We start from the raw sequence: 15,716 nt of genomic DNA on the forward strand, positions 1-15,716 counted from the left end.
GCCGCATGTTCCAATTTGTCGTCCGTGTTGTTGTCCATGCCACGCTCGGTCTGGCCGTCGCCGCCAGCATCAATAGCCACGCCGCCGAGTTGCCGTCCATTCCGGCGTCACCGCAGCCGAAGGGTTCGCTCGTCATCATCGGCGGCGCGCTGCGCGATGACAACGACGCCGTCTGGACGCGCATCGTGCAACTTGCCGGTGGCAAGAATGCCCGCATCGCGGTGTTCGCCTCGGCCTCGGCCAGCCCGGAGCGCGCTGGCAGCTATCTCATCGAACGCCTGAACCAGCATGGCGCCAACGCCTTCTTCGTCCCCGTTGCCGAACGCCTCGACGGTTCCGACGTGCGCGTTGCAGCCGAAGATCCGGCGCTGGTCGAGGCGGTGCGTTCGGCCGGCGGCGCCTACTTCTCGGGCGGCGACCAGGCGCGCATCACCAACGCCCTGCGCCGGCCCGACGGCAGCAACACGCAACTGCTCGACGCGCTGTGGGACATGTACCGGCGCGGCGGCGTCATCGCCGGCTCGAGCGCCGGCGCCGCCATCATGAGCGCCACAATGTTCGGCCATCCGCGCTCGGTGCTGGGCACGCTGCAGCATGGCGTGGCCGACGGCCGCCAGATCACGCGCGGCCTGGGTTTCATCGGCGACGACGTCTTCATCGACCAGCACCTGCTGGTGCGCGGGCGCTTTGCGCGCATGTTGCCGGCGATGCTCGCCAAGGGCTACAACATCGGGCTGGGCATCGACGAGAACACGGCGATGGTCGTGGGCCCGAAGCGCGACGTCGAAGTGCTTGGCTATCGCGGCGCGCTGCTGGTTGACCTGAGCAACGCGGCGACGCGCGACGGCACCTTCAACCTCAGTAACGGCAGACTGAGTTATCTGGACAACGGCGACCGCTTCAACCTGGACAGCAAGGTGTTCACGCCGGCGCCAGAGAAGGTGCGCGGCAAGCTCGATGCGAACAAGCCGTACTGGCGCGGCCCGCTGTTCTCGGCCGATATTCTCGGCAACGGTACGGTGGTCGACCTGATGTCCAAGCTGGTCGACAGCGACCAGCCGGATGCAATCGGCCTGTCGCTCGACAGCCCGAACGCCGACCGGCCCGACCTGGGCTTCGAGTTCAAGCTCGGTCGCGTCGGTGAGACCGTCGGCTACCAGTCGGCGTACAGCGAAGCCTATTCGGTCTACAACGTGCGGCTCGATATCCGGCCAATCGTGGTGCAACGGCCGCTGTATCAGTACCGGTGATCGCTCAGTCGCAGCGCCAGTGCAGGCGTTCGGCCAGCACCTGGCGCTGCGCGTCGATCAGCGGGCCATTCGGATCGTGGCCGGCGCGCGGCACCTCGACCAGTGCCTTGTCGGGCGCCCTGATGGCCTCGAAGAAGCGGCGCGTGACCTTCGGCTCGGTCAGCAGGTCTTCCTTGCCCTGCACCAGATAGACCGGCAGCTCGTAGCGTGTGCCCAGGCGGTACAGGTCCATCGTGGACGCCATGCCGTCGCCTTTCCAGCCGACGAACTTCAGGAACGAGTAATCCTCGCCTTCGGTGTAGTCGGCCTTTGCCTGCGGCGAGGCATACAAAGGCAGCACCTCGAACCAGGATGGCGGCGTCGGGTCGATGTTGGGCGCCTCGTACTTGCGCACGGCGCGCCGCACGATGCCGAAGTTGCGCGGATTGGTCCAGGGCGGCGGGCCGAGCGCCTCCAGTTGCGTGACGGTGGCCGTGTCGTTCGTCTTTCTGGCGCGGGCAATGACCGTGCTCCATGACGTGGCATTGTCCCGGTAACCCACCAGCTGGGCCACGCCGACATAGGCGCAGAACAGCCCCGGCTTTTCCCTGGCCATGTGGGCGCCGATCATCGAGCCCCATGAACTGCCCAGCAGGATCACCTTGTTTTTGCCGAAACGCTGCGTCAGATAGCGCGCCACGTCGAGGCCATCGTCGCGCAGCTGCTCGATGCGCAATGGGACATCCTCGCCGGGGCGGTGACGGCCCCAGGTCATGCCGCTGCCGCGCTGATCCCACTGCGCCAGCGTGATGTGCCTGCGCCACGATGCATACGGGCCGGCGCCAAACACCGAGGTCGGATTGCCAGGGCCGCCGTGCACGTACAGCAGCACCGGATTGGCACAGTCGTCGCCGCTGACGGTGACCCACTGCGCGATGCCGCCGATCTCCACGAAACCACTTTCGTCGACCGGCTGGCCGGGCTTGCAGGCCGGGGCGGCGTGGGCCAGGCAGGCACTGAACAGCGGAACGGCAAGGCAGGCGCGCAGGCGGAACATCGGGACTCCGGATCGACAAGGGTGACCAGACTGATTCTGGCGTGGCTGTCCGGCCGGGTCAATCGCCCTGGCCTGGCACATCTGACAGGTGACGACGTCGCCGCAGCCCACCGCGGGCTTAGAATAGCGCGATCTACTTGTCGGGGATTCGCGATGCGCCTGTTTCACTCCTTTGCTGCGCTGCTGCTTGGCGCGTTCGCTTCACTCGCCCACGCCGCGCAGCCGGCCACGGTCCGCCTGGACTACACGCACAGCGGCAATGCGCTGGCCGACGGCTACGCGATCGAACGGGTCGTCATCGAGCCGCTGCCGTGGCCCGGCAGCGCCGCGCGCAATCTGGACGACACCAATCGCGGCCAGAACCGGGTCGAAGTGGTTGATCCTAAAACGGGCGACGTGCTGTACTCGCGCGGTTTTTCGACCGTGTTTGGCGAGTGGCGCACGACCGAGGAAGCAGGGCGCATCAGCCGCAGCTTCAGCGAGTCGGTGCGCTTTCCCCGGTTCGCGCAGCCGGTGCGCGTGCGCATCCTGAAGCGCGACGAACGCAATCAGTTCTCGGTCGCCTGGAGCATCGACGTCGATCCGGATGCGCCGGACGTGGTCAAACGCCAGCCGCCGCCAGCGGCAAAGCCGATCCCGATCCGCGTCAGCGGCCCGTCGCCCGACAAGGTCGACCTGTTGATCCTGGGCGACGGCTACACGCAGGCAGAGATGGCCAAGTTCGAGCAGGATGTGCGGCGTTTGTCGGCGCACCTGTTCTCGGTGTCGCCGTTCAAGGAGCGGGCGAAGGACTTCAACGTCTGGGCGATGGCCGTACCGACCGGGCAATCGGGTATCAGCCGGCCATCGACCGGCGTGCACCATGCGTCGGCGCTGGGCACCCGCTACGACATCTTCGGCAGCGAGCGCTATGTGCTCACGCTCGACAACCGCGCGCTGCGCGACATCGCCCAACATGCGCCGTATGAATTCATTGAGATCCTGGTCAACAACGAGACCTACGGCGGCGGCGGGATCTTCGGCCAGTTCAGCACGGCTGCGGCCGGCAACGACTGGGCCGACTACCTGTTCGTGCACGAGTTCGGGCACCACTTCGCGGGCCTGGCTGACGAGTACTACACGTCGCCGGTGGCGTACGCCGCAGCGAGCGGACGGATGGAGCCATGGGAGCCGAATGTCACGGCGCTGCGCGACCCGTCCAGGCTCAAATGGCAGCGCCATGTGACGGCCGGTACGCCGTTGCCGACGCCTTGGCCAAAGGCCGAGTACGAAGCCGCGTCGCGCGCCTACCAGAAGAAGCGCGCCGCGCTGCGCGAGGCCAACCGGCCGGAGTCGGAAATGAGCGCCTTGTTCCGTGAAGACCTCAAGCAGACCAACGCGCTGTTCGACCGGCAGCCGCACCGGCATGCGATCGGCGCCTTCGAAGGCGCCAACTATGAGGCCAGCGGGTACTACCGGCCCGCGATGCAGTGCCTGATGTTCGACCGCAGCGATGCGTTCTGTCCGGTCTGCCGCGATGGCGTCACCGAGATCATCGACTTGTATGCGGGCTCTGTTCGTCAGTAATCTTTGCTTACAACTCTGACAATTTCTGCGTGTGGTGGCTAACAGACCAGACTGTCTTGACGCCGTATTCTGGAATCACTGAACAACAACAACGACTGCACGGGCAACCCGCTCTGTACAGCGACCACCAAAAGGAAACTTATCATGAACAAACTGATCGCAACCCTTATCGCCGGCCTGATGGTTACCGCTGCTCACGCCCAGACCACCGCACCAACCACCACTGCGGCGGACAACCGCATCGTGAAGGCTGAAGCCAGCGCCGAGAAGGACGTCATCAAGGCCGAACAAAAAGAAATCAAAGCGGCAGTCAAGGCTGACCAAAAGCTGAACAAGACCGTGGCCAAGGCCACCGAAACCAAGGGCGACGCACACGCCAAGCTGGTCAAGACCCACACCGACGCTGCTGCCAACGTCGCCAAGGCCGATCCTGAAGACCGCGCCAAGGCAATGGCCAAGGCCGAAGGCAAAGTCGCTGATGCGAACCTGAAGGCCGAGAAGAAGATGATCAAGGCTGACGAGAAAGTGCTGAAAGCACAGGTCGATGCTGCTGCCGACAAGGCAACCGCTGCTGCCAAGACCGAACAGGTCCGCGCTGAAGCCCAGGCTGACGTGCACAAGGCTGCTGCCAAGCACTAAGCAAGTAGCACCAATGAAAAATGCCGGCTCAGCCGGCATTTTTTTTGCCTGGATACCAGAAAAGCCGGGGTCAGGTCTGACATTCGGACACGATCTCAACATTCGGGTAGCCGATACCGAAAAAGCTGGGGTCAGGTCTGACATTCGGACACGATCTCAACAGTCGAATAGCCGGAACAGGCTGGCGCCGGGCCATGCTCTTACGGGGCAGGACACCAGTGAGAATGGCTAAGCCGAGGCCGTGTCCGAATGTCAGACCTGACCCCGGCTGTGTGCTATTACGGGGCAGGACACCAGTGAGAATGGCTAAGCTGAGGCCGTGTCCGAATGTCAGACCTGACCCCGGCTGTGGCAATGGCTAAGCTGAGGCCGTGTCCAAATGTCAGACCTGACCCCGGCTGTGTTACTGAGCGGCTTTGTGGTCGCGTTATGTTTTCACTGCATCCGTGTCGGATGCGCGCATCGCCAGGTCATGCGCCTTCAGGCGTGCTGACAAGGCCTTGCCCTTGCGCGAGCGCTTGCCGAAGTGCGGTTCCAGGCCGGATGCAAACAGCTCCACCGTACGGGCCTTGTCGCCGGCCCAGGTACCGATGACGTTCAGCCCCTTCTGGTTGATTGGCTGCACCGCCAGCATCGTCTCTTTCGGCTCGAGTTCCATCAGCGTCACGCCGCGGCCGCCATTGGTCAGCACCTTCATCTCGTCGATGCCGAATACCAGCACGCGGCCCTTTTCGGACAGGCAGGCGATCGCGCCGCAGGTATCGGTCACGATCCGTGGCGGCAGCGGCGTCGCGCCGTCGTTCAGGGTGATGAACGACTTGCCGCCTTTCAGACGGCTGACCATGTCGCCCGCCTTGGTGATGAAGCCGAAGGCGTCCGACGTCGACAGCAGCAGGCGCGTTTCGGGGTTGCCGGCGAAGTAATGCAGCAGGCGCACGGGCTTGCCCTGGGCGCCGCCCGACAGCTCGACCAGCGTCGTGATCGGCACGCCGTCGCCGCGCGAACCGGGCAGCGCAGCGACCGGCACCGAGTACACCTTGCCGTTGTCGCCAATGCCCAGCAGATGGTCGGTCGTGCGGCATTCGAATGCCTTGTACAGCGAGTCGCCAGCCTTGAACGCGAACTGCGCCGGGTCGTGGCCGATGCCGGTACGTGCACGCACCCAGCCTTTTTCGGACACGATCACGGTCACCGGTTCGTCGATGACCTTCTGCTCGGCCACCGCGCGCTGCGCTTCTTCGATCACGGTGCGGCGCTCGTCGCCGAACTGCTTGGCGTCGGCTTCGATTTCGCGGATGATCAGGCGCTTCATCGACGACGGGTTCTCGAGGATGTCCTGCAGCTTTTCCTTCTCGCTGCGCAGGTCGGCCAGCTCTTGCTGGATCTTGATCGCTTCCAGGCGCGCCAGCTGGCGCAGGCGGATCTCGAGGATGTCTTCGGCCTGGCGCTCGCTCAGGCGGAATTCCTCGATCAGCGCGGCCTTCGGTTCATCCGCATTGCGGATGATGGCGATGACCTTGTCGATGTTCAGCAGGACCGTCTCGCGGCCTTCCAGGATGTGGATGCGGTCGTTGACCTTGGCCAGCTTGAAGTCGGTGCGGCGGCGGATCGTCGTGAAGCGGTAATCGATCCACTCCTGGATGATCGTGCCCAGGCCTTTTTGCCGCGGACGGCCGTCGCCGCCGATCATCACCATATTGATCGGGCTGGACGACTCGAGCGACGTGTGCGCGAGCAGCATCAGCATGAATTCGTTCTGGTCCTGGTTCTTCGACTTCGGCTCGAACACCAGGCGCACCGCGGCTTCGCGGCCCGATTCGTCGCGCACCGTGTCGAGCGCGCCCAGCACCGTGTTCTTCAGTGCGAGCTGCTCGGGCAGCAGCGCCTTCTTGCCGGCCTTGACCTTCGGGTTGGTCAGTTCTTCGATTTCTTCCAGCACGCGCTGCGACGAGCAGCCCGGCGGCAGTTCGTAGACGATCGCCTGCCACTGGCCGCGCGCCAGTTCTTCGATCTTCCAGCGTGCGCGCACCTTCATCGAGCCGCGGCCCACCGCATACATGTCGGCGATGCTGGACGCCGGGGTGATGATCTGGCCGCCGCCCGGGAAGTCAGGGCCGGGCACGATGGTCATCAGCTCGGCGTGCGACATCTTCGGATTGCGGATCATGGCGACGGCGGCGGCAGCCACTTCGCGCAGATTGTGCGACGGGATCTCGGTGGCCAGGCCGACCGCGATGCCCGAGGCGCCGTTAAGCAGCACCATCGGCAGGCGCGCCGGCAGTGTGCGCGGCTCGGTGGTCGAGCCGTCGTAGTTCGGCTGCGAGTCGACCGTGCCCATGTCGATTTCATCCATCAGGATGCGGGCGATCGGCGTCAGGCGCGCTTCGGTGTAACGCATCGCGGCGGCGCCGTCGCCGTCGCGCGAGCCGAAGTTGCCCTGGCCGTCGATCAGCGGGTAGCGTAGCGAGAAGTCCTGCGCCATGCGCACCAGTGCGTCGTACACCGACTGGTCGCCGTGCGGGTGCAGTTTGCCGAGCACGTCGCCGACCACGGCCGCCGACTTGCGCGGCTTGGCGGTCGGGCCCAGGCCCAGTTCATTCATCGCATACAGGATGCGGCGCTGGACCGGCTTCTGGCCGTCCGACACGTCCGGCAGTGCGCGGCCCTTGACCACCGAAACGGCGTAGTCCAGGTAGGCGCGCTCGGCGAAAGTGGAGAGGGTGAGCGTCTCGACATCGGTCGGCTCGTGTTGCTGTTCAAAGAGACTTGGTTGGTTCGTCATGGTGTGTGTTTCGTGTTCTGGCGAGCGGTGGTGGCGGTGCGGAGGACCTGGGTTCCAGCCTTCGCTGGAACGACGTGCCTGGGCCAGTGGCTGCAAGACCGTCGTTCCCGCGCAGGCGGGAACCCAAGTTCAGCTTGCAGATCACAGACTCATCAAATATCCGCCTCGGTCTCGTTTCCGTGTTCTTCGATCCAGGCGCGGCGCGCGGCGGCTTCGCCTTTGCCCATCAGCATATTGAAGCGTGCCGACGATTCGGCGTGGTCGTATTCGCCCAGGAACACGGGCAGCAGGCGGCGCGTGTCCGGGTTCATCGTCGTTTCCCACAGCTGCTCGGCGTTCATCTCGCCCAGGCCCTTGAAGCGCGAAATGCTCCACACGCCTTCTTTCAGGCCTTCTTTTTTCAGCTTGTCTTCGATCGCCAGCAGCTCGCCCGAATCCAGCGCATACAGCTTCTGGATCGGCTTCTTGCCGCGCGCCGGCACGTCGACGCGGAACAGCGGCGGGCGCGCGATGCAGATGTTCCCGTTCGCGAACAGCGCCGGGAAGTGTTTGAAGAACAGCGTGAGCAGCAGTACCTGGATGTGCGAGCCATCGACGTCGGCATCGGACAGGATGCAGATCTTGCCGTAGCGCAGACCGGTCAGGTCGGGCGAATCGCCCACGCTGTGCGGATCGACGCCGATCGCCACCGAGATATCGTGGATTTCATTGTTGGCAAACAGGCGGTCGCGGTCAGTTTCCCATGAGTTGAGCACCTTGCCGCGCAGCGGCAGGATGGCCTGGAATTCCTTGTCGCGGCCCATCTTGGCGGAGCCGCCGGCCGAGTCGCCCTCGACCAGGAACAGCTCGTTGCGCGTGATGTCGTTCGATTCGCAATCGGTCAGTTTGCCCGGCAACACGGCCACGCCCGACGATTTTTTCTTTTCGACTTTCTGCAGCGAGCGCAGGCGCGATTGCGCCTGGCGGATCACGAGTTCGGCCAGCTTCTTGCCGTAGTCGACGTGCTGGTTCAGCCACAGTTCGAGTGGCGGCTTGGTGAAGGTCGAGACCAGCTTGAGCGCGTCGCGCGAATTCAGGCGCTCCTTGGTCTGGCCCTGGAACTGCGGGTCCAGCACCTTGGCCGACAGTACGAACGAGACGCGCGCAAACACGTCTTCCGGCAGCAGCTTGACGCCTTTGGGCAGCAGGCCATGCAGCTCGACGAAGTTCTTGACGGCGCCATACAGGCCGTCGCGCAGGCCCGCTTCGTGGGTGCCGCCGCTGACCGTGGGGATCAGGTTGACGTAGGATTCGCGCACCACGCCGCCTTCTTCGGTCCAGGCCACGACCCAGGCCGCGCCTTCGCCTTCAGCGAAACTGTCGTCGCCGGCGGCTGCATACTGCGCGCCTTCGAACAGCGGGATCAGTGTTTCGCCGTTGGAGCTTTGCGTCAGCGCTTCGGTCAGGTAGCCGCGCAGGCCCTCGTCGTAGCGCCAGGTCTGCACTTCGCCCTTGGCGTTCGTGAGCGTGACCGTCACGCCTGGCAGCAGCACGGCTTTCGAGCGCAGCAGGCGTTGCAGGTCGTTCATCGGAATGGTCGGCGAATCGAAGTACTTGCCATCCGGCCAGGCCGTGACGCGCGTGCCGTTCTTCTTGCCGCCGCGCTCGAACGGCGCGGAGGTAAGGGGTTCGATCACGTCGCCGGCAGCGAACACCAGCTTGTGCTGGCCGTTGCCCTGGTCGTCCTTGCGCCAGACTTCGATCTCGAGGCGCTTGGACAGCGCATTGGTGACCGATACGCCGACGCCGTGCAGGCCGCCCGAGAACGCATACGCGCCGCCCGAGCCCTTGTCGAACTTGCCGCCAGCGTGCAGGCGCGTGAACACGATTTCGACCGTGGACACGCCTTCTTCGGGGTGAATGCCGACCGGGATGCCGCGGCCATCGTCTTCGACCGTGATCGAGCCGTCCGGGTTCATCGTGACGCTGATGTTCTTGCAATAGCCACCCAGCGCCTCATCGGAGGCGTTGTCGATCACTTCCTGGATGATGTGGAGCGGATTTTCCGTGCGGGTGTACATGCCCGGACGCTGTTTCACAGGTTCGAGTCCCTTGAGGACGCGGATGGATGATTCGCTGTAGTCTGGAGCGGGTTTCTTGGAGGCCATCTTGAAGAGTATTTGTAGAATGCGTTGGCATTCTATCTTGTCGAGCGGAAAAGGAAATGCTTTTTAACTGTATAAATATACAGTATTTTGCGCTTATGTCGTGCTTTTCGCGTTGCACCTTTGTGCTAGATTAAGCTGTAAACACATCATCGATGCAGGAAGGGTGGTGCCCAATGCAGCGATCTCAATGTCTGTTCACCGTGCGTCCGGTCGGTTTTGATCCGGTTGAAACTGCCCGGCTGGCGGCGCTGCTCGAAGGCGCGCCGGGCGCGGGGCCGTTGTATTCTTGCCTGCATGCCGACAGTTTGCAAGAGCCGGACCTGCTCATCGCCAATGGCGACAGCCAGCTTGCGCTGGCGCATCTGGCGAGCCGGCCACCCGATGCGCTGCAGCCGGCACTGGTTGTCGGCGGCAGTCACGTCACTGCCTGGCCGGCCATGGCCCGCCCGCTCGAACAAGGTGCGCTGCATGCGCGGCTGGCCGAACTGCTCGATACGCGGGTGCATGCGCTGGTGCAGCAGGGCGTCCGGGCCCGCCGTGTGCTGGCCGAGCGGCGCCGCCGTCCACGCCTTGGGCCCGACCACGAAACGCCCGCATTCTACACGCGACTGCGCCGTGGTCCGGTCGATGGCCCCGTATTGATCGTCGATCAGGCATGTGCCCTGCGCAACCGGGTGGCAGAAGTGCTTGGGCCGCGCAGGATCGGGGTCGAGTGGACCGACAGCCAGGCCGCCGCCGTGCGCCTGTGCGACGAGACGCCGGTTGCGCTGGTGCTGATCAATACGGCGGCCCCGGACATCGAACCGTATGCGCTGTGTTCGTCGATCAAGGCGCAGCCTGGCGCGATGCGCACGCCGGTGGTGTTCGTTGTCGCGCCATCGTTTCAGTACGAGAGCGGCCGTGCCCGGCTGGCCGGCGCGCGCGGCCTGCTCGAGACGCCCGTGGCAGGGCGCCACCTGATGCTCACCTTCCAGAAGCTGCTCGACGTACCGGTCTGAGTGAACCGCGACCTTTTGTAACAACTTTGAATCGTGCGCAGCGTTGCCGAAGTTATATTATTGACATGGCCGAAGAAGAACCCACCAAGCGCAATCCAGACCACCCGTCGCCAGAGGCGGATATCGATGAACGTCGCGAGACGCGCGTGCGCGTGCCCGACCGGCGCGCCAGCGGCGGCCAGCACGCACGCGGGCCGGCGCGCTACCTGCGCGATGGCGACAACCCGGTGGCCCTGGCCGGTCGCGTCATCACGTCGCGCTTTCGCTCGCTGCGTGAACGCTTCAGTCGCGACATCATGCAGCGCACGCTGCACATCGGCGTCTCGGCCCGCATCTTCCATCCCGAAGCCGGGGCCAAGGGGCTGCTGAGCAAGAACCTGCAGTATCTCGAGGAATCCATCGCCCAATGGGTCATGTCGCGCGACGTGCTCGTGTTCATGATCCCGACGGTCAATACCAACGGCTTGCTCCACCCCAGCAATATCACGCTGCGTCACTATGCGCGCCACCTGGATGGCCTGGTGCTGCAGGGCGGGGCTGACGTGGCGCCGCAAACGTATTCCGAAACCCCCACGCGCCCCGAATGGAGCGGCGACCGCGCGCGCGACGTGTACGAGCTCGAACTGCTGCACGAATTCGTCGATGCCGGCAAACCGGTGCTGGGTGTCTGTCGCGGCTGCCAGCTGATCAACGTCGCCTTTGGCGGCACGCTGCACCAGGACGTCGCCACCGACCGCCCCGATGCGCTGGCGCACGTGCACGACCTGTACGACGCCCATCGCCACGCGATCGTGTTCCCCAAGGGCTCGTCACTCGGGCGCATGTTCCCCAATATCCAGCAGGCGATGGTGAACTCGATCCACCACCAGGCCGTCAAGGACCTGGGGCGCGATGTCCGCATCGAAGCCATGTCCGAGCCGGACGGCATCATCGAGGCGATCCGCTACCAGCGCGCCAATTTCGTCATGGGCCTGCAATGGCACCCGGAGTTCCACCGCGCGGGCGGCGTTGACCTGCTCGATTGCACGCCGGTGCTGGATGAATTCCTGCGCGCGGCGCGCGAGACGCGGCTGTAGCACGAAATCGCTTGCTTTCGCCGTGTGACACGGGAATAATGAATGAGAATCATTCTCATCCATTGTTGTTCCGGTCCATGGAGCGTATCGCATGACGATTTCCCCCACACCTGCCACGTCATCCACAGCGGGCGAGCCGCGCAACCAGGACACGCTGCTGGTCGCCTCGCTGCTGCACCTGATGTCGCATTACAGCGCCAAGGGCGATGGTGAGCCGCCGTGCGTCAAGCTGGCGTCCGTGATCGAGCGTCACCTGTGCGCGCTGGCGCGGTTGCCGACGATCGACCCGGTGCTGCGCGCCACCTGCGAGCAACTGGCCGATCAGTGGGCCAGTGTCGTCGACGCCAGACTGCCGCCGCCGGCACCGGCCAGACAGCCGCTGCTGGCGCGTTTCATGAAGACGGGCTGGGTCGGCAAGGGCGTGCCGGTGGCGGGCTGACCTGATCGAGCCAGCCACGCAGGGCGACCTCGCCCTGCGCATCGAAGGCCATGACGCGCGACCCCGCCACGCGGCGCGCCCAGCCGAGTTGTTCGAACCGGTCGAGCAGGGCGCTGCCCAGTGCACCGGCCAGATGGTGACGCCGCTCGCTCCAGTCCAGGCAGGTGCGGCACACGGGGCGCCGCGAGCGGGCCAGGGCAGGGGTGTCGATGCCCAGCTGGCCGATCAGTGCCGCGCCTGCCGGCGTGAGCACCATGCCGTCGGCGCCGAAGCCGAACGCGCCTCGCGCAGCCAGCCGGTCATGCAACACCACGCCAAGCTCGCCGGCCAGGTGGTCGTAGCAGACGCGCGCCTTGCGCAGTGCCGGCGCGGACGGGCCCAGCTTCAGGTGCAGCGGCAGCGTGCCCGCGCCGAAGGCCGTGCCCATCAGCGTCTCGAGCAGCGCCGCCACGTCCGCGTCGGCGATGCTGAAATACCGGTGCCGCCCCTGCGCCTGGACGGCCAGCAGCCCGGCATCGACCAGTTTGGCCAGGTGGGTGCTGATCGTCTGGCGCGTGACGCCTGCGCTGTCGGCGAGCTCGGTGGCGGTGAGCGCCCGCCCGGCCATCAGCAAGGTCAGAGCCTGCGCGCGTGCCTGGTCGCCGATCAGTGCGGCGATGGTGGTGATGTTCGGACCGTCTCTCATGCTTCGATCTTAACCGAAGCATCCGGCCAGGGGCCGGGACTACAGTGACCGCTCCACAACCGAGGAGTCACCATGACCGTCACCTGTTTCATCCGCTATCGCATCGATCCTTTTCAGCGCGAGCAGTTTCGCCAATATGCCGCCAACTGGGGCCGCATCATTCCCCGGCTCGGTGGATCCCTGATCGGCTACTTCCTGCCGCACGAAGGGACCAACGACGAGGCCTGGGGTCTGGTGGGCTTTGCCAGCCTGGCCGACTACGAAGCGTACCGCACGCGCTTGCAGACGGATGACGAGGCGCGCGCCAATTTCGCGCTGGCGCGCGAGGGGCGTTTCATCATGCGCGAGACGCGCACGTTCACCGAAGCGGTGGAGGGCACGCTCGGGAGCCGCGCGTGATCGCGGTCATCTTCGAAGTCGAACCCGACCCGGCGCGCCAGCATGAGTACCTCGCCACGGCGCAGGCGCTGCGCGCGTCACTCGAGGCGATCGACGGCTTTGTGTCGGTGGAACGCTTCGAATCGCTCACGCAGCCCGGCCGCCTGCTGTCGCTGTCATTCTGGCGCGATGAAGCTGCCGTACAGCGCTGGCGCACGCTGGACGCACACCAGGCGGCGCAGGCTGCCGGCCGTGACGGGGTGTTTCGTGACTACCGCCTGCGCGTGGCGCACGTGGTGCGCGACTACGGGATGCAGCAGCGGGAACAGGCGCCGCCGGATAGCCGCGCCGTACACGGCTGACTGGCGCAGCTCATGCCACCCGGTCGCCGCGGAAGTGCCCGATCGCCGCATTGACCATCCCTTCGACCGAGCCTTCGCGCCCGGCGTGCCGGCGCAGGATTGCCGCGTCACTGCCGCTTCGCGCGGCGTCAGCCAGGTGCTGCAGCGCCTCGACGCTGCCCAGCGCTTCGGCGTGCGGCAGCATCTGTTCGAGCGTGGCCAGGATGTCGTCGCGGATCACGATGCTGTCGTAGGTTTTCGGGTGCGTGATGCTGCCATCCAGGCCAAAGCGGCAGGCCTGGAAGCGGTTGTAGTTGTAGACGAGGTAATCGTCTTCAACAGGCGCCTCGTCTTTTTTCTCAAGCAAATGGCGGCACAGCGCCTGCAGGTAGGCGGCCAGCGCGGCGGCCCGCTCCACCGTCAGCGGCGTGTCGCACACGCGCAGTTCGATCGTGCCGAATTCGGGCTTGGGCCGCAGGTCCCAGTAAAAATCCTTCATGCTCTTGATGATGTTCGTGCGTTCCATCTTGGCGAAGTACACGTCAGTGAACTCCTGCCAGCTGAGCGTGAAGGGCGCACGCCCGCTCATCGGAAACGCAAACACGGAATTCAGGCGTGCCGATTCGAACAGGCTGTCGTGGCCCTGCACGTACGGCGACGACGCCGACAGCGCGATGAAGTGCGGCAGGTAGCGGTTCAGCGCATGCAGCAGGTACATCGCATCGTCGCCGTTGGCGCAGCCGATGTGCACGTGCTGGCCGAACACCGTGAACTGCTTGGCCAGGTAGCCGTACAGCTGCGACAGGTATTCGTAGCGCGGCTTGGCCGAAATGCGCTGGTCGGACCAGTGCTGGAACGGGTGCGTGCCGCCGCCGGCGATGCCGATATTGAGCGTGTCGCCGGCCGCGACAAGGGTGTCGCGGATCTCGGTCAGTTCGGCCAGCAACGGACCATACGCCGTGTGCACGCTCGAATTAATCTCGATCATGCTCTCGGTGATCTCGGGCGTGACGTTGCCGGGGAACGGCTTGCGCTGCAACAGGTGCATCAGGTCGGGGCTGGCGGCGGTCAGGTTGAAGTCCGACAGGTTGACCAGCTGCAGTTCGAGCTCGACGCCGAAAGTCAGCGGCGCGGACGGATTGAAAGCGTCAAGGGGCATGGTGCGACTCCGGTGCTTCGCGCGCCCAGATCAGGGCGCGCTGGATGATGATCGGGCCGAACACTTCGAGCAGCATCGCCACGGCGGCCATCGTGTGCAGCTCGTCGACCACTTTCAGGCCCGCATAGCGCGCATGTTCGAGCATCAGGATCACGAACACGGCCAGCGGCGCCAGGCCCAGGCCCGTCAGCGCGCCCTTGCGCCAGGTGACGCCCGACAGGTGCGAGAACGCAGCCACGCCGGCGGTCTTGGCCAGCAGCCGCGCCAGCACGACGACCACCGCCATCATGCCGCTGGCCGCCACCAGGCGCCAGTCGAGGGTCGAGGCGGCGTAGACGAACAGCAGCACGGTCAGCACTTCGCCCAGCGCGCCGAAATTGCGCTGGGTCTGGGTAAAGGTCACACGGCGCGAGCGCACGGTCAGGCCGAAGGCCAGCGCCGCGACGACCGGCGACAGGCCGCCGACGTCGCACACCGACACCAGGAGGATCACTGCCAGCGCAAAGGCGACGGTGGTGTCCTGCTGCGCATTGCCGATCGCGCGCAGCAGCGCCGGCACCAGCAGGCCGAACACGGCGCCGGCCACGATCGACGCGGCGAGCATGACCAGGCTTTGCCACACTGCCTCGCCAACGGCATCCTGCGTGCGGAACAGCCAGATGCCGATGATGGCATTGAACGCGAACACGGCCAGCACGCAGTTCTGGGCCGACAGGTGCAGCACGCGCTCGGTCATCTGGCCCGAGCTTTTCTGTTCGTTGATGACCCGTACCACGGTGGCGGGCGAGGTGGCCATGGAGAGTGCCGCCATCAGCAGCGCCGTGATCTGGGCCGCGCCAAACGCGATGGCGACAAGGTAGACGGCGACAAACGTCAGCGTCGATTCGACCAGCCCGGCCACGCCGATCCACGGGTTGTTGACGAGCCAGCGCAGGTTGATGCGGTTGCCCAGTTCGAACAGGACCAGGCCGAAGGCGATATTGGCCAGCAGCGCGACCGGCCCCAGATCGGCGGCAGGCAGCACGCCGATCTGCGAGCTGCCCAGTGCAAAGCCAACCAGGCCGTAGAAGCTGATGCGGGGCAGGCCGGTCCAGCGCTGGCCAAATTCACCGGCCAGCCACGCCAGCGCAATCGCCAGGGGCCAGGCAAGGCTTGTCAATACGGACAACAGGTCAGGCATGCGGTCTCCTTCTTCTTATCGTTGCGCGATTCTAGTGCGT

14 protein-coding genes are annotated in these 15,716 nt (G+C 65.2%); 8 read left to right on the forward strand and 6 right to left on the reverse strand.

The features are described from left to right. The first annotated feature begins 5 nt into the window (after positions 1–5). Positions 6–1,250 (forward strand): cyanophycinase, encoded by a 1,245-nt coding sequence (locus AC56LN_RS01315; RefSeq protein WP_499569545.1) that lies wholly within the window; start codon positions 6–8, stop codon positions 1,248–1,250. Between the two features lie 4 nt (positions 1,251–1,254). Here the strand turns inward: AC56LN_RS01315 and AC56LN_RS01320 are convergent, their stop codons facing one another. Beyond that, positions 1,255–2,286 (reverse strand): alpha/beta fold hydrolase, encoded by a 1,032-nt coding sequence (locus AC56LN_RS01320; RefSeq protein ID WP_499569546.1) that lies wholly within the window; start codon positions 2,284–2,286, stop codon positions 1,255–1,257. Positions 2,287–2,439: 153 nt separating this feature from the next. Here AC56LN_RS01320 and AC56LN_RS01325 point away from each other — a divergent pair, with 153 nt between their 5' ends. Continuing rightward, complete coding sequence (locus AC56LN_RS01325; RefSeq protein WP_499569548.1) at positions 2,440–3,852, forward strand: IgA Peptidase M64; 1,413 nt, start codon at positions 2,440–2,442, stop codon at positions 3,850–3,852. Between the two features lie 144 nt (positions 3,853–3,996). Beyond that, positions 3,997–4,491: a hypothetical protein gene (locus tag AC56LN_RS01330; protein ID WP_258835694.1), complete on the forward strand. Its 495-nt coding sequence runs from the start codon at positions 3,997–3,999 to the stop codon at positions 4,489–4,491. 427 nt (positions 4,492–4,918) lie between these two features. Here the strand turns inward: AC56LN_RS01330 and parC are convergent, their stop codons facing one another. After that, a complete protein-coding gene (parC, locus tag AC56LN_RS01335) occupies positions 4,919–7,273 on the reverse strand; it encodes a DNA topoisomerase IV subunit A (RefSeq protein ID WP_499569549.1) in 2,355 nt (784 codons plus the stop codon). A gap of 152 nt (positions 7,274–7,425) precedes the next feature. Continuing rightward, entirely contained in the window at positions 7,426–9,420 is a 1,995-nt protein-coding gene (locus tag AC56LN_RS01340) for a DNA topoisomerase IV subunit B (protein WP_499569550.1), read from the reverse strand. A 173-nt stretch (positions 9,421–9,593) separates the two neighbouring features. Here AC56LN_RS01340 and AC56LN_RS01345 point away from each other — a divergent pair, with 173 nt between their 5' ends. From AC56LN_RS01345 to AC56LN_RS01355, 3 genes are all read left to right on the forward strand, one after another. Further along, positions 9,594–10,418 (forward strand): response regulator, encoded by an 825-nt coding sequence (locus tag AC56LN_RS01345; protein WP_499569551.1) that lies wholly within the window; start codon positions 9,594–9,596, stop codon positions 10,416–10,418. Positions 10,419–10,483: 65 nt separating this feature from the next. After that, positions 10,484–11,494 (forward strand): gamma-glutamyl-gamma-aminobutyrate hydrolase family protein, encoded by a 1,011-nt coding sequence (locus tag AC56LN_RS01350; RefSeq protein ID WP_499569552.1) that lies wholly within the window; start codon positions 10,484–10,486, stop codon positions 11,492–11,494. Positions 11,495–11,585: 91 nt separating this feature from the next. Continuing rightward, entirely contained in the window at positions 11,586–11,933 is a 348-nt protein-coding gene (locus AC56LN_RS01355; RefSeq protein ID WP_499569554.1) for a hypothetical protein, read from the forward strand. On the opposite strand, the gene AC56LN_RS01360 is transcribed toward AC56LN_RS01355, so the two are convergent. Then, positions 11,887–12,618, reverse strand: coding sequence for an ArsR/SmtB family transcription factor (locus AC56LN_RS01360; RefSeq protein WP_499569555.1), 732 nt, complete (start codon positions 12,616–12,618; stop codon positions 11,887–11,889). The two genes, AC56LN_RS01355 and AC56LN_RS01360, sit on opposite strands and share 47 nt — an antisense overlap. A 72-nt stretch (positions 12,619–12,690) precedes the next feature. Between AC56LN_RS01360 and AC56LN_RS01365 the strand changes: the two genes are divergently transcribed. Both AC56LN_RS01365 and AC56LN_RS01370 read left to right on the forward strand, forming a co-directional pair. Then, a complete protein-coding gene (locus AC56LN_RS01365) occupies positions 12,691–13,017 on the forward strand; it encodes an NIPSNAP family protein (RefSeq protein WP_499569556.1) in 327 nt (108 codons plus the stop codon). Then, positions 13,014–13,358 (forward strand): antibiotic biosynthesis monooxygenase family protein, encoded by a 345-nt coding sequence (locus AC56LN_RS01370; protein WP_499569557.1) that lies wholly within the window; start codon positions 13,014–13,016, stop codon positions 13,356–13,358. The genes AC56LN_RS01365 and AC56LN_RS01370 overlap by 4 nt, the downstream gene beginning before the upstream one ends. 10 nt (positions 13,359–13,368) lie before the next feature. Here AC56LN_RS01370 and AC56LN_RS01375 read toward each other — a convergent pair whose 3' ends face one another. Both AC56LN_RS01375 and AC56LN_RS01380 read right to left on the reverse strand, forming a co-directional pair. After that, positions 13,369–14,496 carry a YbdK family carboxylate-amine ligase gene (locus tag AC56LN_RS01375; RefSeq protein ID WP_499569558.1) on the reverse strand — a complete coding sequence of 376 codons (1,128 nt, stop codon included), beginning with the start codon at positions 14,494–14,496 and terminating at the stop codon, positions 13,369–13,371. Then, positions 14,486–15,676 carry a cation:proton antiporter gene (locus tag AC56LN_RS01380; protein WP_499569560.1) on the reverse strand — a complete coding sequence of 397 codons (1,191 nt, stop codon included), beginning with the start codon at positions 15,674–15,676 and terminating at the stop codon, positions 14,486–14,488. The genes AC56LN_RS01375 and AC56LN_RS01380 overlap by 11 nt, the downstream gene beginning before the upstream one ends. Between the last annotated feature and the right edge of the window lie 40 nt (positions 15,677–15,716).

Source organism: Telluria sp. ZT3P26 (assembly GCF_059686035.1).